Origin of the sequence: Ralstonia pickettii, from assembly GCF_016466415.2 — a bacterium.
Taxonomy (GTDB): domain Bacteria; phylum Pseudomonadota; class Gammaproteobacteria; order Burkholderiales; family Burkholderiaceae; genus Ralstonia; species Ralstonia pickettii.
The window spans coordinates 942,481-960,213 of sequence record NZ_CP066771.1; the positions used below are offsets into that span (position 1 = coordinate 942,481).

The 17,733-nt window shown below is 63.6% G+C and carries 16 protein-coding genes; 9 read left to right on the forward strand and 7 right to left on the reverse strand.

The window, feature by feature from the left end; translation table 11 throughout:
* Positions 1 to 78 precede the first annotated feature (78 nt).
* The 4 genes from RP6297_RS04490 (at position 79) to rmuC (ending at position 4,855) form a co-directional block, all read left to right on the forward strand.
* Positions 79 to 798: a LutC/YkgG family protein gene (locus tag RP6297_RS04490; RefSeq protein WP_009238550.1), complete on the forward strand. Its 720-nt coding sequence runs from the start codon at positions 79 to 81 to the stop codon at positions 796 to 798.
* 141 nt (positions 799 to 939) lie between these two features.
* Positions 940 to 2,349 (forward strand): sodium:proton antiporter, encoded by a 1,410-nt coding sequence (locus tag RP6297_RS04495; RefSeq protein ID WP_009238549.1) that lies wholly within the window; start codon positions 940 to 942, stop codon positions 2,347 to 2,349.
* Between the two features lie 19 nt (positions 2,350 to 2,368).
* Positions 2,369 to 3,370 (forward strand): 2-hydroxyacid dehydrogenase, encoded by a 1,002-nt coding sequence (locus RP6297_RS04500; RefSeq protein WP_009238548.1) that lies wholly within the window; start codon positions 2,369 to 2,371, stop codon positions 3,368 to 3,370.
* A gap of 12 nt (positions 3,371 to 3,382) precedes the next feature.
* On the forward strand, positions 3,383 to 4,855 hold the full coding sequence (gene rmuC / locus RP6297_RS04505; RefSeq protein ID WP_009277359.1) for a DNA recombination protein RmuC: 1,473 nt from the start codon (positions 3,383 to 3,385) through the stop codon (positions 4,853 to 4,855).
* An 84-nt stretch (positions 4,856 to 4,939) separates the two neighbouring features.
* Here the strand turns inward: rmuC and RP6297_RS04510 are convergent, their stop codons facing one another.
* The 5 genes from RP6297_RS04510 to RP6297_RS04530 all read right to left on the reverse strand — a co-directional run bounded on the left by RP6297_RS04510 (position 4,940) and on the right by RP6297_RS04530 (position 11,643).
* A complete protein-coding gene (locus tag RP6297_RS04510; protein ID WP_004635681.1) occupies positions 4,940 to 5,218 on the reverse strand; it encodes a hypothetical protein in 279 nt (92 codons plus the stop codon).
* Positions 5,219 to 5,369: 151 nt separating this feature from the next.
* Entirely contained in the window at positions 5,370 to 6,650 is a 1,281-nt protein-coding gene (gene moeA / locus RP6297_RS04515) for a molybdopterin molybdotransferase MoeA (RefSeq protein WP_009238546.1), read from the reverse strand.
* Positions 6,651 to 6,682: 32 nt separating this feature from the next.
* Positions 6,683 to 7,297, reverse strand: coding sequence for a molybdenum cofactor guanylyltransferase MobA (gene mobA, locus RP6297_RS04520; protein WP_009238545.1), 615 nt, complete (start codon positions 7,295 to 7,297; stop codon positions 6,683 to 6,685).
* A 20-nt stretch (positions 7,298 to 7,317) separates the two neighbouring features.
* Positions 7,318 to 8,439: a GTP 3',8-cyclase MoaA gene (moaA, locus tag RP6297_RS04525; protein ID WP_009238544.1), complete on the reverse strand. Its 1,122-nt coding sequence runs from the start codon at positions 8,437 to 8,439 to the stop codon at positions 7,318 to 7,320.
* A gap of 183 nt (positions 8,440 to 8,622) precedes the next feature.
* A complete protein-coding gene (locus RP6297_RS04530; RefSeq protein ID WP_009238543.1) occupies positions 8,623 to 11,643 on the reverse strand; it encodes an Rne/Rng family ribonuclease in 3,021 nt (1,006 codons plus the stop codon).
* Positions 11,644 to 12,382: 739 nt separating this feature from the next.
* On the opposite strand from RP6297_RS04530, the gene RP6297_RS04535 reads away from it, so the two are divergent.
* Genes RP6297_RS04535 through RP6297_RS04550 form a run of 4 tightly spaced genes read left to right on the forward strand, consistent with a single transcriptional unit; the run spans position 12,383 to position 15,584 of the window.
* Positions 12,383 to 13,417 (forward strand): RluA family pseudouridine synthase, encoded by a 1,035-nt coding sequence (locus tag RP6297_RS04535; RefSeq protein ID WP_009238542.1) that lies wholly within the window; start codon positions 12,383 to 12,385, stop codon positions 13,415 to 13,417.
* Entirely contained in the window at positions 13,398 to 14,057 is a 660-nt protein-coding gene (locus tag RP6297_RS04540) for an HAD-IA family hydrolase (RefSeq protein WP_004635673.1), read from the forward strand. The genes RP6297_RS04535 and RP6297_RS04540 overlap by 20 nt, the downstream gene beginning before the upstream one ends.
* Positions 14,050 to 14,451: a Rieske (2Fe-2S) protein gene (locus tag RP6297_RS04545; RefSeq protein ID WP_009238541.1), complete on the forward strand. Its 402-nt coding sequence runs from the start codon at positions 14,050 to 14,052 to the stop codon at positions 14,449 to 14,451. The genes RP6297_RS04540 and RP6297_RS04545 overlap by 8 nt, the downstream gene beginning before the upstream one ends.
* A gap of 38 nt (positions 14,452 to 14,489) precedes the next feature.
* A complete protein-coding gene (locus RP6297_RS04550) occupies positions 14,490 to 15,584 on the forward strand; it encodes a S49 family peptidase (RefSeq protein ID WP_009238540.1) in 1,095 nt (364 codons plus the stop codon).
* A gap of 16 nt (positions 15,585 to 15,600) precedes the next feature.
* Here RP6297_RS04550 and RP6297_RS04555 read toward each other — a convergent pair whose 3' ends face one another.
* Positions 15,601 to 16,332, reverse strand: a complete 732-nt coding sequence (locus tag RP6297_RS04555) for an SAM-dependent methyltransferase (protein ID WP_009238539.1) — start codon at positions 16,330 to 16,332, stop codon at positions 15,601 to 15,603.
* 3 nt (positions 16,333 to 16,335) lie between these two features.
* On the reverse strand, positions 16,336 to 16,932 hold the full coding sequence (locus RP6297_RS04560) for a Maf-like protein (protein ID WP_009238538.1): 597 nt from the start codon (positions 16,930 to 16,932) through the stop codon (positions 16,336 to 16,338).
* A gap of 194 nt (positions 16,933 to 17,126) precedes the next feature.
* Between RP6297_RS04560 and RP6297_RS04565 the strand changes: the two genes are divergently transcribed.
* Positions 17,127 to 17,663 (forward strand): YceD family protein, encoded by a 537-nt coding sequence (locus RP6297_RS04565; RefSeq protein ID WP_009238537.1) that lies wholly within the window; start codon positions 17,127 to 17,129, stop codon positions 17,661 to 17,663.
* Positions 17,664 to 17,733: the final 70 nt, after the last annotated feature.

Genomic DNA, 17,733 nt, shown 5'->3' on the forward strand with positions numbered 1-17,733 from the left:
ACGCCGAATAAGTTTCAACGGCGGGGGCGGATCGTGCAGGAAGCGGCTCGTATAATCGATCGATCTTTCGGAGCCGCCATGGAATCACAACCGGACACCCCCGTCGACCCGCTCGACACCAGCCGCGCACGCGACGCTATCTTTGCGCGCATCCGCAATGCGCAGCATCGTCCCGCGCAACCGACGCAGGGTGAGCGCGATGCCGTGGCGGATTACCTCGCGCGCCATCCGGCCGGGCCGCGCCCGCCAGTGCCTGCAGATCTCGCCGCGTATTTCGCCGAGCAAGCACTGAAGATGGCTTCGACGCTGGATACGGTCGAGACGCTGTCAGACGTGCCTGGCGCTGTGGCCCGCTATCTGTCTGGCCTGAACCTCAAGCCGCAGGCGGTGGCCTGGACCACGCTGCAATCGCTGGACTGGGCTGGGGCGGGCATTGGCGTTGAGTTCCGCCCGCCCGTGCGCGAGGCGCAAGCCGACCAGGAACACGGGGATTTTGTCGGCATTACGGGTTGCTTCTGCGCGATTGCAGAGACGGGCTCGCTGATGCTGCTGTCTGGACCGGAGAACGTCGCATCAACTGCGCTACTACCCGAGACGCATATCGCCGTGGTGCCGCAGTCGCGCATCGTCGCCAATCTGGAAGACGCCTATGCGCTGATGCGCACGGAGCGCGGCGAACTGCCGCGCGCTACCAACGTCATCAGCGGGCCGTCGCGCACGGGCGATATCGAGCAGACCATCGTGCTGGGTGCACATGGCCCCTATCGCGTTCACGTGATCGTGGTGACGGCTGCCTGAGGCGTCGTCGTCTTGTCATTGGCCCATCAAACATCCGTGGACGTTTAGCAGGCGACAGACCTCGGGCGTTTACACTGGCGTCTTTGTTTGTGTGGCGCGGCCGCGTTTGCGGTGCGCCCCCACGCTTAGGAGAACGCCTACGTGAAACGCCTGTGGCCCCTTGTCTTCCTGTTTGTCTGTGGCCTGGCGCGCGCCGCTGATGTGAACGGCGCGGAGTTGTCCGTGCTCTGGGGTGTGCCGTTCGCGGGCATCCTGCTCTCAATCGCCATCGCACCGCTCCTCGTGCCCAAGCTGTGGCACGACCACTACGGCAAGATCGCAGCGGCTTGGGCGTTGGTGCTGCTGGTGCCTTTCGGAATGGTGTTTGGCCCGGAGGCAGCCATCGCTTCCGTCAATCACGCGGCGCTTGCCGAATACATTCCCTTCATCGCGCTGATTGCCGCTTTGTACGTTGTTGCGGGCGGCATCTGTATTCGCGGCAACCTGCATGGCACGCCAAAGCTCAATACGGGCTTGATTGCGCTTGGCACGGCGCTGGCCAGCATCATGGGGACGACTGGCGCAGCGATGCTGCTCATCCGGCCCTTGCTGCGGGCCAATGAAGCACGCCGGCATCGCGCACACGTTGTCGTGTTCTTCATCTTCCTGGTGGCAAATGCCGGCGGGGCGCTTACGCCCCTGGGCGATCCGCCGCTGTTCCTGGGTTTCCTGCAGGGCGTCGATTTCTTCTGGACCACACAACATCTGTGGCGCCAGACGCTCACGATGTGGGTGCTGCTGCTGGCGATCTTCTTCGTCATCGATAGCTACTTCTATCACTCCGGCAAGGAAGAGCTGCCCAACATCACTGACGCCACGCCGGACGACGCGGGCCCGCTGCGCTTCGAAGGTAACGTCAACTTTGTGCTGCTGGCAGGCATCCTCGGCCTCGTGCTGATGAGTGGGCTGTGGAAGCCCGGCATCGTCTTCTACGTGATGGGGACGGAGGTGCTGCTGCAGAACGTGGTGCGCGATGTTGGGCTGGTGGTGATTGCGCTGCTGTCGTTGTGGCTCACGCCGGGCAGCGCGCGCGCCGGAAACGAGTTCAACTGGGAGCCCATCCTGGAAGTCGCCAAGCTGTTCGCCGGCATCTTCGTCACCATCGGGCCCGTGATTGCCATGCTCAAGGCCGGCGTGGACGGCCCGTTTGCGGGCATCGTCCATCTCGTCAACGACAGCGCGGGCCAGCCGAACAACGCGATGTACTTCTGGGCGACGGGGTTGCTATCGTCGTTTCTGGACAATGCGCCGACGTATCTGGTGTTCTTCAATACCGCTGGCGGTGACGCTTCCATGCTGATGAGCGAGGGCGCCTCCACGCTGGCCGCGATTTCCGCCGCGGCCGTCTTCATGGGCGCCAACACCTACATCGGCAACGCGCCCAACCTGATGGTGAAGGCCATTGCCGAAAGCCGCGGCTTGCAGATGCCCAGCTTCTTTGGCTACATGCTGTGGTCCGTGTGCATTCTCTTGCCGATTTTCGTTCTGATGACCTTCGTCTTCTTCCGCTAACCGAACGTGTGCTGAACGTATGAAACCCGGAATCCTCGTCACCCGCGCGATGTTTCCCGAAGTGCTTGAGCGCTTGCGTGAGACCTTCGACGTGATCGACAACCAGGCGGACATCGAGTATCCGCCCGAAGCGCTCGCCGAGCGGCTGCAAGGCCGCGTAGGCCTGCTGTCCAACGCCGCCGACACGATCAACGCCGAGTTGATCAGCCGCGTGCCGACGCTGCGCGCGGTGTGCAACATGGCCGTCGGCTACAACAACTTTGACCTTGCCGCGATGACGCGCGCGGGCATCCTGGCCACCAACACGCCGGACATCCTGACTGAGACTACCGCCGACTTCGGCTGGGCCCTGCTGATGGCCGCCGCACGCCGCGTCTCCGAGTCAGAGCGCTGGCTGCGTTCAGGACAATGGAAGCGCTGGACTTACGACATGTTCCTCGGCGCCGAGGTGTATGGCAGCACGCTGGGCATTCTCGGCATGGGCCGCATCGGCCAGGCGCTGGCGCGGCGCGCGAGCGGCTTCTCGATGCGCGTGATCTATCACAACCGCAGCCGGCTTTCGCCTGAACTCGAACAGGACACGCGCGCCACGTACGTCAGCAAGGATGAGTTGCTGAAGCAGGCAGATCATCTCGTGCTGGTGCTGCCGTATTCCAAGGAAAGCCACCACGCCATCGGTGCGGCCGAGCTGGCACAGATGAAGCCGACCGCCACGCTGGTCAATCTCGCGCGCGGCGGCATCGTTGATGACGCCGCGTTGGCGCAGGCGCTGGCGGACAAGCGCATCTTTGCGGCCGGCCTGGATGTGTACGAGGGCGAGCCTAAAGTGCATCCGGCATTGCTCAACGCTGAGCACGTCGCGCTCACGCCGCACATTGCCAGTGCCACCTTGGGCACGCGCCTCGGCATGGCCAACCTGGCCGCCGACAACTTGATCGCTGCACTCGGCTTCGGCCCGCACGCAGGGCAGCCGCCTAACTTGTTGAACCCGGACGCGCTGGCGCAGCGCGCGTCCTCCTGACCGAACGCTGATATGGACTGGTTGGCTTTACTGACGTTGCTGGGCATAGCTGCGGTGGCTGTGCTGTGCGTATTGATCTGGCGTGGTGTGTCTCGCCCGGCAGCAAGCGATATATCACCGATGCTCGCGACACTGCGCGATGAACTGGCGCGCGGCAATGAGCGCATCGAGCGCGAACTCCGCGGCGAAATCGCCGAGACGGCCCGCATCGGCCGCAGCGACGTCACGCAGCAACTGGGGCAGTTCCAGCAGGTGCTGGCCACGCAACTCACCAGCGTCGCCACGCTGCAGAACAACCAGATCGACACGTTCGCGCAGCAGCTCACCAAGCTGACCGAGACGAACACGCAGCAGCTCGAAGCCGTGCGCCAGAACCTGCAGCAGCAAGCTCAACAGGCGCGCGACGAGCAGGGCAACGCGCTGCGCCGCTTTGGCGAGACGATGCAGCAGCAGCTCGCCCAACTCGGCGAGGGCAACGAGCGCCGCCTGGCGGAGGTGCGTGCCACGCTGGAGCAGAAGCTCAAGGACATCGAGGCGAACAATGCGACCAAGCTCGACGAGATGCGCCGCACGGTCGACGAAAAGCTGCACGCCACCCTGGAGCAGCGTCTGGGCGAATCGTTCAAGCTGGTGTCGGACCGGCTGGAGCAGGTGCATCGCGGCCTGGGCGAAATGCAGGCGCTGGCGCAGGGCGTGGGAGACCTGAAGAAGGTGCTGACCAACGTGAAGACGCGCGGTACCTGGGGCGAAGTCCAGCTGGAGATGCTGCTGGAGCAGATGCTCACGCCCGAGCAGTACGACAAGAACGTCGAGACCGTGCACGGTACGGGTGCGCGCGTGGAGTTCGCCATCCGCCTGCCCGGCAAGACCGATGCCGATCACGATGCAACGGTCTGGCTGCCGATCGACGCCAAATTCCCGAAAGAGCAGTACGAGCGCCTGCTCGACGCACAGGAGCGGGCCGACGCCGACGCAGCCGCCGCTGCCAGCCGCGAGCTGGAAGTCGCGGTGCGCAAGGAGGCCCAGACGATCCACGAGAAGTACATTGCGCCGCCGGCCACGACCGACTTCGCCATCCTGTTCCTTCCTACCGAGGGACTCTACGCTGAAGTGCTGCGCCGTCCGGGCCTGACCGACGAGTTGCAGCGCAAGTTCCGCGTGACGGTGGCGGGTCCGACCACGCTCACCGCGATCCTCAACAGCCTGCAGATGGGCTTCCGAACGCTGGCGCTGGAGAAGCGCTCCAGCGAAGTCTGGCAGGTGCTCGGTGCCGTGAAGAGCGAGTTCGGAAAGTTTGGCGACGTGCTGGCCGCGACGAAGAAGACGCTGGAGCGCGCCGTCAGCAATATCGAGCAGGCCGAGGTGCGGACGCGCCAGATGAACCGCAAGCTCAAGGCGGTGGAGGCGTTGCCGAGCGATTCTGCGCAGAGCGTGCTGGGGCTCGAGTCCACTGTGTCGCCGGACGAGGAAACCGAATCCGAGTAAGGCCGGGCCGGATAGGTCATCGGCATCAGCAAAAGAAAAGGGGCGGATATTTCCGCCCCTTTTTCTTGAACCGCACAGCCGCGATCAGGCTTCTTCCGGCACGTCGCGCAGCAGGATTTCGATGCCGCCAAAGCGCTCGGCAACCCAGTTATAGGCATGGCAGGCCAGCCACAGTGCGCCAAAACCGACCAGGGCGTTGAGGATCAGGCCGCTGAGCACGACGATCGTCGGCAGTTCACCATAGCGGACGAAGCCCACGAAGAAGAACAGTCCCACGACCGGCAGCGAGAAACAGAGGTACACCAGTACCAGCGCGCGGGCGGTATGGGCCGGGTGAAGATACGCAATCTCCTTGGTCATCATGGCAGTGCTCAGGCTCAAATCCGAAACAATCAAACTGGCGCAGAGTGTAGCGAATCGACTGATGCACCGATACCCGCAGCCCGGAGGTGACGCAAAAAACCGACAGCATGCGGTGTTGCTGTCGGCACAAAAGCCGCCGTTGCCACGCCGCCTAGACGAGGCCGTCGAACAGCAAGACCTGCACGGCGTCGCCGGCGTTGACCTGACCCTGTTCGTGAGCGAGCACGACGAAGCAATTTGCTTCGCTCATGGAACGCAGCACGCCCGACCCTTGCTGGCCGGTGAGGCGGACTTCGAGCTGGCCGCGATCGTTCAGGGCGGCGATTGCGCGCTGATATTCCGTACGCCCGGGCCGCTTGCGGATCGGGGTGGCGCTCACGGCCGGCACCAACGGTGCGCCGGCGTCGGTGGCGCCCATCATGCGCAGCAGCGCACCGCGCACGAAGTGATAGAACGTCACCATCACCGCCACTGGGTTGCCGGGCAAGCCAAAAAGGAACGCACTGCGGCCATTTGACGCGATGCGTCCGAACGCCATCGGCCGGCCCGGGCGCATGGCGATCTTCCAGAACGTTACGTCGCCGAGCTTAGCCATCATCTGTTTGGTGAAGTCTGCTTCGCCGACCGAGACACCACCCGAAGTGATGATCGCATCGGCGTTTTCAGCGGCGGTGCGGAAGGCGGCTTCGAGCGCCGCCGGGTTGTCGCGTACAACGCCCATGTCGAGCAGGTCCACACCCAGGCGCGAAAGCATGCCGTGCAGCGTGTAGCGGTTGGAATCGTACACACAGCCGGCGTCAAGCGGTTCGCCAATGGAGCGCAACTCGTCGCCGGTCGAGAAGAACGCCACGCGCAGCTTGCGGCGCACCGACACTTCGGCGATGCCGAGCGAGGCGAGCAGACCGATATCTGCAGGGCGCAGCGTTCGGCCGGCGGACAGCGCGGCGCTGCCACGCGCGAGGTCTTCGCCGCGCAGACGGCGGTTGTCGCCGGTGCGCACGGCATCGCGAGCAAAGCGAACGGTATCGGCATCGCCTTGCGTGAATTCCTGTGGAATGACCGTATCGCAGCCGGCCGGCATGACGGCACCGGTCATCACGCGCACGGCTTCGCCTGCGCTGGGTGCACCATCAAAGGAGGCACCCGCATACGCCGTGCCGATCACGCGCAAGGAGATTTCGCCCGCATGGCCTGCAAGTTCTGCACTGGCGAAGGCGAAACCGTCCATCGCCGAATTGTCGTGCGAAGGCACGTCGATGGACGACAGCACGTCTTCGACCAGCACGCGATCGAGCGCACTGCGGATGGGCACGCGGGCAACGCCGCTTACGGGCTGCACGAAGTCGCGCATGATGGCTTGCGCTTGCGCGACGGGCAGGGCATTCGGATCGTAATCGGACAGACACGAAACGACGGAGGCAAGGGTGGTCATGACGTCGATGAGGGATCGGTGGCGTTGGCGTTCTAGCGGCGCTCGGCCAGCTGGTGCAGTTCTTCCAGCGTGTTGATGTTGGCGAAGGCGGAACTGTCGTCAAACAACACGTCCACCGTCGGGTGGCGCGCGGTCCAGCTTTCGATCTTGCGGCCACCGCCTTGCAGATAGACGATCAGGTCGTCGGCCAGCAGCGCATCGATCAAACAGAATACCGGCTGCACTTGCCGGCGCGGGTGACCTTGTTCGTCCGGCTCCATCGTCACCGGCATGGCGATGCGCGCGCGGGCCTCATCCATTGCGTGCGAGAGCTTGACTGCCAGGTCGGTCGGCACGAACGGCGAATCGCAAGGCGCAGTCAGCAGGTAGCGCGTCTCACATTGCTCCAGCCCGGCCAGGATGCCCGCCAAAGGGCCGGCAAAATCCGGCACCGAATCCGCCACCACCGGCACGCCAAACGACTCGTACGCGGCCAAGTTGCGATTCGCGTTGATCAGCATGGGGCCCACCTGGGGTGACAGGCGCATCAGCGTGTGCATCGCCATCGGCGCGCCGCGAAACGTCTGCAGGCCTTTGTCGACGCCACCCATGCGGCTGCCCCGGCCGCCGGCCAGGATCAGGCCGGTAATGTCGGATGTCGGAATCATGTGGTTGAACGCTGGCGGATTCAGCCGCCGATGTAGGACATTTCGATGCGCCGGCCGGCTGGCTGGGCCTCGCCGCTGGCACGCAATTCGGAGTAGCGATCGGCGCGGCCTTGCCAGACCGTGCGGATCGCGTTGGAGAGTTCCAGATCGGTCGCGCCGCCGCGCAATAACGCGCGCAGGTCGAAGCCTTCGGTGGCGAACAGGCAGAGATACAGCTTGCCTTCGGTCGACAACCGCGCACGCGTGCAATCGTGGCAGAACGCCTGGGTCACGCTCGAGATCACGCCGACCTCGCCAGCGCCGTCGACGTAGCGCCAGCGCTCGGCCGTTTCGCCACCGTAATTGGCCGACACCGGCTCCAGCGCAAACTCCGACGAAAGACGCTTGATCACCTCGGCCGACGGCACGACGGAACGCATGTCCCAATGGTTGGTCGTGCCCACGTCCATGTATTCGATAAAACGCACGATGATGCCGCTGCCGCGGAAGTGACGCGCCATGGGCACGATCTGGTCATCGTTATCGCCTTTCTTGACGACCATGTTGACCTTGATCGGCGCCAGTCCGGCGTTCTGCGCGACTTCAATGCCGTGCAGCACTTCGCTCACCGCAAAATCGACATCGTTCATGCGGCGGAAAGTCGCATCGTCGATGCCGTCGAGGCTGACGGTCACGCGGCTGAGGCCCGCATCTTTCAGCGATTGCGCCTTGCGAGCGAGCAGGGCGCCGTTGGTCGTGAGCGTGAGGTCTAGCGGCTTGCCTTCGGCGGTGGTCAGACGCGCGAGCTTTTCCACCAGGCGTTCGATGTCTTTGCGCAGCAGCGGCTCGCCGCCGGTCAGGCGGATCTTTTCGACGCCGTGCTCGATAAACAGCCGCGCCATCCGCTCGATCTCTTCGAACGACAGCAGCTCGGAATGCCGCAGAAAGCGGTAATCCTTGTCGAACACGTCCTTCGGCATGCAGTAGACGCAGCGGAAGTTGCAGCGGTCTGTCACCGAGATGCGCAGATCGTGCAGCCGGCGGCCGCGCGTGTCCGTCAGCCTACCCTCTGCCGGGACGAGCACATGGGGCACGGCGGGCACCGTGGCGCGATGGTGCTGGCCATCACGCAGATCGTAGAGGGGGATGACGGTTTCGGTCATGGTGTGGTGCGGTGCGTCAATCCACGAAGCGGGAGAGTTGCACTCGATACAGGTTCGAGTGTAGCGCAGCCCCTGTTCCGCGCGAGCGGTGGGGTTTCATACTCGATAGATCGCGCACAGGAAAAAGGGCGGCCGAAGCCGCCCCCAGGCACTTGCTCCGGCGGTTGCCCGCCGGTGTGCTGCTTACTGCTGGTCCATGCCAGCCGCTGGGCGGTTGGTTTCGACCAGGATCATCGGGCCTTGCTGGATCGGCGGCAGCGGCTTGCGTTCACGGGGCACACGCGGCGCGGCAACGGTGCGCGCAGCTTCTTCCTGCGACGCACGCAGCTTCTGGCTATCGGTGTGGACCCACGTCATGCCAGCGTTGTCGAGCACGCTTTGCAGCGTCTCGATCGGCAGCGGCGAAGCCTGGGCGATCGTGCTGACCGGTGCCGGCACTTCGGCAAACGCCGTCACGATGGCCTCTTGCGGCGCCGCCGCTGCGGGTGCGGGCGCTGCAACAGCCGTCGCGAGCGCGGGCTCTGTCGGCTGCACTTGCGGCAGTGCCGACACAGGTGCCACGGCTTCCGCGGCATGCACCGGCTCGTGCACCACCGGAGCCGGGTTTTCGACCGGTGCGAACGAAGCGGTCAGCACAGGTTCCGTCAAGGTTGCGGGCAGCACCGGCTCGGCATGCATGACGGCGACGGCTTCGTCTGCGCTTTCGGTGCCTTCGTTTTCGCCTTCACCTTCACCTTCCGCACGGACGCCTTCCGCGCCCTCGCGGTCACGGCGATAGCGGTTGCGGCCACGGCGCCCACGGCGCCGGCGCTCTTCACCTTCACCGTTGCCCTCCGCGCCCGGCGTCACGCCTTCGCCCTCGATGCCTTCTACCGGAGCAGCGGTGTCGAGCAGCGGTTGCGGCACTTGCGATGCGGCGGTCTGGTCGATCAGGGCTTCGGCGGCCACGGCTGCGGCTTCCTTGGCTTGTTGGTCGCGCTCGCCACGGTTTTCGCGCGGCTCGCGGTTTTCACGTGGCTCACGCGGCTCCCGGCCCTCGCGGGCTTCTCGGCCCTCACGCGGTTGGCGCTCGCGACGTTCCTGGTTGCGCTCCCGGCGGCCTTGACCCTGGTTCTGACCCTCGGAGCGAACCTCCTGACCTTGCTGCGGCTGGCGCGCTTCAGCCGTCTCGCGGACAGCGCCTTCGACCTGGGCCGGCTGGCGGTTGCGATCGCGGTTGCCGCGCTGACCGTCACGTTGACCTTCGCGCTGGACTTGTTGCTGTCCTTCACGGGCTTCGTTGCGCTCACGGCCCTGGCGGCTGCCATCGCGGCCGTTCTGACCTTGACCTTGGCGCTCGCCACGCTGGCCACGCCCACCACGGTCCTGGCGATTGCCGCGGCCTTGGCGGTTGCCTTCTTCAGCACGTTGCTTCGGCGTTTCCACCGGTGCAGTCACTACCGGCTCGGCCGGTTTGGCGCCAAACAGCGCCTTCAGCCACGAGACAAAACCACGCTGGGCAGGGACCGGAGCCGGAGTCGGCGCTTGCGGTGCCGGAGCAATTTCCGCACGGGCCGGACGCTCGGCACGCGGTACCGACACGGGTGCCGGTTGGTCCGGGGTGATGCCCTTGACGGCGGCTTCCTGACGCGGCTTGGCAGCTTCCTTGCGCGTGCTGTAAGCCGTGTCGGCTTCCAGTTCCTTGGCAGCCTCTTCGGCCATCTTGTAGCTGGCCTTGTCTTCGTCCAGGCGCGGATCGTCGTGGCGCAGGCGCTCCAGCTTGTAGTGCGGCGTCTCCAGATGCTTGTTCGGGATCAGCAACACGTTGACCTTGAAGCGCGTCTCGATCAGGTTGATGTCCGGGCGCTTCTCGTTGAGCAGGAACGCGGCTACTTCCACCGGCACCTGGCAGTGGATCGCGGCGGTGTTTTCCTTCATCGCCTCTTCCTGGATGATGCGCAGCACCTGCAGGGCGGACGATTCGGTATCGCGAATGTGGCCCGTGCCGTTACAGCGCGGGCAAGTGACGTGCGAGCCTTCCGACAGCGACGGACGCAGGCGCTGGCGCGACAGCTCCATTAGGCCGAAGCGGCTGATCTTGCCCATTTGCACCCGGGCGCGGTCGTGACGCAGCGCGTCTTTCAGGCGGGTTTCGACATCCTTCTGCGCCTTGCTCGACTCCATGTCGATGAAGTCGATCACGATCAGGCCGCCGAGGTCACGCAGGCGGAGCTGGCGGGCGATTTCGTCGGCAGCCTCGAGGTTGGTGCGCGCGGCGGTTTCCTCGATATCGGCGCCCTTGGTGGCGCGCGCCGAGTTCACGTCAATGGCGACGAGCGCCTCGGTGTGGTCGATCACAATTGCGCCGCCCGAGGGCAGCATGACCATGCGCGAGTACGCCGATTCAATCTGGTGTTCGATCTGGAAGCGCGAGAACAGGGGAACGTCGTCGCGGTACTTCTTCACCCGATTCATGTTGTCGGGCATCACCACGCTCATGAAAGCGCGGGCCTGATCGTAGATATCGTCCGTATCGATCAGGATTTCGCCGATATCCGGCTGGAAGTAATCGCGAATCGCCCGGATCACCAGGCTGGATTCGAGATAAATCAGCAGCGGGGCCTTGTTGTCGACAGCAGCGCCGTCAACGGCTTTCCACAGCTGCATCAGGTAGTTCAAGTCCCACTGCAGCTCTTCAGCCGAGCGGCCGATGCCGGCGGTGCGGGCGATGATGCTCATGCCGTCCGGCACTTCCAGCTGCGCCATGGTTTCGCGCAGTTCCTGGCGGTCTTCGCCCTCGATGCGGCGCGACACGCCGCCGCCCCGCGGGTTGTTCGGCATCAAAACCAGGTAGCGGCCAGCCAACGAGATGAAGGTGGTCAGGGCAGCGCCCTTGTTGCCGCGCTCTTCCTTCTCGACCTGGACGATCAGCTCCTGGCCTTCGCGCAGCGCATCCTGGATGCGCGCATTGCGCACGTCCACACCGTCCTTGAAATAGGCGCGGGCGACTTCCTTGAAGGGGAGAAAACCGTGTCGCTCTTCGCCGTAATTGACGAAGCACGCTTCCAGCGACGGTTCGATGCGGGTGATGACACCCTTGTAGATATTGCCTTTGCGCTGTTCGCGCCCGGCGGTTTCGATGTCGATGTCGATGAGTTTCTGACCATCGACAATGGCGACGCGCAATTCTTCTTGCTGCGTCGCATTGAACAACATGCGTTTCATTGCAACCTCACTCCAATGCCGTGCAAGCACGGCGCTTCATGGAGCACGCAAAGGCGGAGCGGGTGGTCAACGAATTGCCGAGGTGCCGGCCAACAAAACAAGGAAGGCGCGACGGGGCACGGGCGAAAGAAATGAGGGCATTCCACGCGTCATCATGGATGGCAGGGCGGAGTCCGCGGACGCCGTTGGCGTCCAGTTGCGCGTCCTGTCACTCGTGCCGCGGGCCCCTTGCATCTGCAGGCGGGCCGGCGGCGGCGAGTCGCGTGAAGCGACCACAAAGAGCGAATTGACGGACGGCCTGTCCGGACGAAACCCGCGGCGGGGCAAATCGGGCGGCGTGCTGCTTTTTAGAGTTTTGCCGCCGGACCGCCATGGCAACGCGGTAACCGGATGTTCAGCCGGCCGGCACCAGTCTGGTGCGGCAAGGGCTTCTTTCACCAAGCGGGCGCCGTATGGATGACCATGTGGCGCCCGCCTTTGAATTCTGTTCTACCAGCTGCTCGTTCTACGCTGGCCGACGTTGCCGACGTGATCTTTGGTTCACGTCTTGCGCGATGGGACAGCGGTGCGTGCTGCTTTCGTGCCGAAGTCGGCCACGTAATTAGCTTTGTAACACAAGTGGGCAAGAGATCGGCACGTTCCGGACCGAAACGGTGGCTGTGTACAATACCTGTTGTTTCGTTCCGACCGGCTGTTGCTGGCACATAAACGACTGTCCAGCGAGAAAATTATATTGAAAATGAATGAGTTACGCCATCCATTTGATGGCCGCATTCAACAGGCCGGACGTGGCACACTCGGCGACGCACTCGACGGCAAGTCAGTCGCCTATGTCGAAATCGGTGAAGAAGCCGAAGGGCAGCGCATCGACAATTTTCTGATGCGCGTGGCCAAGGGCGTGCCTAAAAGCCATATCTACCGCATCCTGCGCTCCGGCGAGGTGCGAGTCAACAAAGGCCGCATCGACGCGGAATACCGTCTGAAACTCGGCGATCTGGTTCGTATTCCGCCGCTGCGGATTGCCCAGCAGGTGGAAGCGGCCCGCCCTGTGCCGGCGGCAGAATTCACGATCCTTCACGAAGATACGCATCTTTTGGTGATCGACAAGCCCGCCGGGGTGGCCGTGCACGGCGGCTCCGGGGTGGCCTTCGGGGTGATTGAACAATTGCGTCAGTCGCGCCCGGACGCCAAGTTCCTGGAACTGGTGCACCGCCTTGACCGCGAAACGTCTGGCGTGCTGCTGCTTGCCAAAAAACGTTCTGCACTGGTGGCGCTGCACGAGCAGATCCGCGAAGGCCAGTTGGACAAGCGGTACTTTGCGGCGGTGAAGGGCGTCTGGCCGCACAAGCGACAACACATCAAATCGCCACTGTATAAATACACTACACCGGAGGGCGAGCGCCGCGTACGCGTGCAGGCCGATGGGCAGGCGTCGCACACGATCTTCAACAAGGTCGGCGTGTTTGGCCCATACACGTTGCTGGAGGCCGAACTGAAGACGGGGCGCACGCACCAGATTCGGGTGCATCTGGCGCACGCCGGTTTTCCGATCCTGGGCGACGACAAGTACGGCGACTTTGCCCTGAACAAAGTGCTATCCCGCGCGAATGCTTCGCCGCGACTGGCGCGGATGTTCTTGCATGCGCATCGCCTACAACTGACGCATCCGCATAGCGGTGAAGTCGTCACGTTCAATGCGCCGTTGCCCGCCGAATGTACCGATTTCCTCAACGCTTTCCAGGGCCCCGATTCCGATGCCGCAGCAGCGCTTTGATCTGATCGTCTTCGATTGGGATGGCACGTTGATGGATTCGACGTCGGCCATCACCCGGTCGATCCAGCTCGCATGCCGGGATCTTGACCTGCCGGTGCCCGACGATGCACGGGCGAGCCACGTGATTGGCCTGGGCCTGCGGGATGCGCTCGAATATGCCGTCCCGACGCTTGATCCCGCCGACTACGGCAAGCTGGCGGACCGGTATCGTTTCCATTACCTCAGCCGTGATGCGCATCTCGTCCTGTTTCCGGGCGTGCGAGAAATGCTGGAAGCACTGCGCCGCCAGAACTATCTGCTGGCTGTGGCGACGGGCAAGTCCCGCGTGGGCCTGCAACGTGCAATGGAGGCGACAAATCTGACGGGCGTGTTCGACAACACCCGTTGCGCCGATGAGACGTTCTCTAAGCCGCACCCCGCCATGCTGCTCGAACTCACGCGCGATCTCGGCATGGAGGTCGAGCGCACGGTGATGATCGGCGACACGACGCACGATCTGCAAATGGCCGCCAATGCCGGCGCCGCCGGCGTGGCCGTCACATACGGCGCGCATCCTGCCGATGTGCTGGATTCGCTTACGCCGTTGTATAGCGCCAAGTCGGTTCCGGATTTACACAATTGGCTGACGCAACATGCCTGAGATGGTCGAGCCCGTTCGTGTATGTGAAAGCGCAGCGTTGGAAGATGGCGGCTTAGGTGTCCGGTTTCAGGTGGACGTGCGCGGTCGGCTCGTCAGCGCGTTCGTCGTCCGCTACGCCGGCGAGGCTCATGGTTATCTGAACCAGTGCGCACACGTGCCGATGGAAATGGACTGGCAGGAAGGCCAGTTTTTCGAAAGCTCTGGTCTGTATCTGATGTGCGCGACGCATGGTGCCATTTACGAGCCGGATACTGGCCGGTGCGTCGGCGGGCCTTGCCGGGGTTCGCATTTGTCCAAGCTTGAGGTTGCCGAGCGCGACGGCGCAGTCTGGTGGCAGCCGGATACGCTATTCCGAGCGCCCGTGTCCGCGCCCGAACCAACACCTTCTGCCTAGTAGCGCAGTTTTCCTTCTCGATCGTTTTCTCCTTATCTATGACTGACTCGATTCCGCCGAAAGGGCCCGACGACGCCCCCAACGAGGGTGCAGGCAAACCAGAAGCGCTGGAAGTCGCACAGCATGCGGATCATCCGCTTGAAGCCGAATTGCGTAACCCGCCCCCATCGGCATCGGCAGCCTCTGCGCCGGCCGGCGGCTGGGAGCGTGAGGTACTCGAAAAAGTCCTGATGGCAACGGTCCGTGAGCAGCGCGCCGCGCGCCGCTGGCGCATCTTTTTCCGCTTCGTGGCGCTGGGCCTGATCGGAGTGCTTATTTATGCGTTCGCCAGCTTGGAGGGCGAAACCGTCAGCACGGGCCGCCACACAGCGATTGTCACGCTCGAGGGTGAAATTGCGGCCAACACAAACGCCAGCGCCGAAAACATCAACGCATCCTTGCAGGCCGCGTTTGCAGATGACAACACCGTCGGTGTGATCCTGAAGATCAATTCGCCGGGCGGCTCGCCGGTGCAGGCGGGCATGATCAACGATGAAATCCGCCGTCTTCGCGCCAAGTACAAGAAGATTCCGCTATACGTCGTTGTAGAAGAAATGTGTGCGTCAGGCGGTTACTACGTGGCTGCCGCTGCTGACAAGATTTACGTCGACAAGGCCAGCATCGTCGGTTCGATCGGCGTGCTGATGGACGGCTTCGGCTTTACTGGTCTGATGGACAAAGTGGGCGTGGAGCGCCGCCTGCTCACCGCCGGTTCGAACAAGGGAATGCTCGATCCGTTTTCGCCCGTGTCTCCGCAACAGAAGCAATACGCGCAAGAGATGCTGGACCAGGTGCACCAGCAGTTCATCGACGTGGTTAAGCAGGGGCGCGGCAACCGACTGAAGGATGATCCCACGCTATTCACCGGCCTGTTCTGGACGGGCGCCAAGGCCGTCGATCTGGGTTTGGCCGACGCGATCGGTAGCTCGGATTTCGTCGCTCGCAGCGTCATCAAGGCGCCGGACGTGGTGGACTACACCGTCAAGGAAAACTTCGCCTCGCGCGTGGCGCGCAAGCTCGGCACGGCGATGGGAGCGGGCGCAGTCAAGGCGCTGGCCACTACGGGCCAGCTCAAGCTGCTGATGAAGGAGTAGAAGGGGAAGAGGTGCGCTATCGCGCCAGCAGCGAGAAGATTGCCGGCCGCTTATGCAGGTTCATGCGGTCGGCGCGCCAGTCGCTCACGGGTAGCGTGACAACCTGCTCGCTGGGCAGCGTCAGATCCACTGCAATCGACAGCAACGTACTCGGCGCACAACCGGCCTGAATGGCCTCGAGCAACGCGCCATTGCGGTAGGGCGTTTCAATGAACACCTGTGTTTGGGCGGCTGAGCGTGAAAGCTGTTCCAGCGCGCGAAGCTTGGATTTGCGCTCGGCCGCATCGACCGGCAAATAGCCGTTGAATGCAAAGCTCTGGCCGTTCAGCCCGGACGCCATCACCGCCAGCAGAATCGAACTCGGCCCCACCAGCGGCTTGACGCGCACGCCGCGTCGGTGCGCGAGGCGCACGAGATTCGCGCCCGGATCGGCCACCGCCGGCACGCCGGCTTCCGACATCAGCCCCGCGTCCTGGCCCGCAATCACCGGCGCCAACAGTGCTTCCAGTTCCGATTCAGGCGTTTTGACGTTCAGTTCGCGAATGGTGATTTCTTGCAGCGGACGTGCCAGCGGCGTCGTCTCGGCCAGCTTCTTGAGCAGCGCTCGCGCCGTCTTGGCGTGTTCAGCGACGATATAGTCGAGCCGCGCGGTGATCTGCTGTACGCCGGCCGGAATCACGTCAGGCAGCGGGTCCGCTGCATCGCGTGAGCCAAGCGTGTTCGGAATGAGGTAAAGCGTACCGGGCATAGTTCAGGCGAAGAGCGGGTAGCGAGCGTTGCGCAGCATGGTCGTCAGCGCGATTAGCGGCAGACCCACCAGCGCAGTCGGGTCCGACGACTCGACGCGCTCGAGCAGGGCGATGCCGAGGCCTTCCGATTTGGCGCTCCCGGCAACGTCGTACGGGTGTTCTAAATGCAAGTAGGCGTCCAACTCCTCATCGGAAAGTTCCCGGAAGGTCGCCAGCGTGCGGATGTCCTCGCTCTGGTGGTGCCCGGTCCGGCCGTCGTACAGGCACAACGCTGAATGGAATGTGACGGTGCGTCCGCGCATCCAGTGCAATTGCGCCAGTGCGCGGGTGTGGTCACCCGGTTTGCCGACCTGCTTGCCATCAAGCGTCGCGACCTGATCGGAGCCGATGACCAGCGCGCCCGGATAGTCTGCTGCGACCTTCTCTGCCTTCTGCCGAGCCAGGCGCAGAGCGGTCTGGTCTGGTGACTCGTCCGGGGCGGGCGTCTCATCAATGTTCGGCACCACGATCTCAAACGGCAGGCGCAGGCGTTCGAGCAATTCCCTCCGATATGGTGAGCTGGAGGCCAGAATGAGCGGCGGACGCGATGCAGAAGTCATAAGTGCTTGAAGATGCAGTGGATTTTGAGCAAAACCTTTTGACGCCAGAGGTTTCTGCCCGCTATAATCCCGGGTTTCGCGGATTGGCCGCGCAGTGTCGCAAACCGGGCGCCCAGGCGCAAGGTGTCAGGCGGCGCTGCGGGCGGTTGATCCGGTTTGCGCACCAACAGCAACGCGTTCGACAGGTTCGATTCGTGGATTTTCGTACATTCGATCTTTTCGCGTTCATTCGCGCGGGTGAGCCAGCAAGCGGTACGGTCTCTCTGACCGAGATGCCTCGCCTGCTGGCCGAGCAAGCCGCCGATGCCCCCGCTGACGCCAACACGCCGTTCAGTTGGCACTTGCAGGGTCTGGTGCGCGAGGAGGCTACCGCGGGCCAGTTGCCGCGTCAGCGTCTCTTCGTGGATCTTGAAGTGGAGGGTGCAGTCTGGCTGCAATGCCAGCGATGCCTCAAAGCTTACGAGCAGCCGCTCCCGGTGCGCACGCGCCTGGAAGTCATGCGTTCGGAAGCCGAGGCAGACGCCGCTCCGCTGGACGACGACGAGGCTGACGTGATCGTCGGCTCGCGACATTTTGATCTGATCACGCAGATCGAGGATGAGCTGTTGCTGGCGTTGCCGGTGTCGCCGCGTCATGCCGTCTGTCCGGATGAGGTGTTGCCGGAAGAGGCTGAAGCCGAAAAGAAGCCGTCGCCGTTCGCGGTGCTGGCCAACCTGAAGACCAAACATTAGGCGTGCGCGAGTATTGCGCGCGCTGATGGAAGTACGTTTCACACGCCTACCGGAATGGCTACGCTCCGGC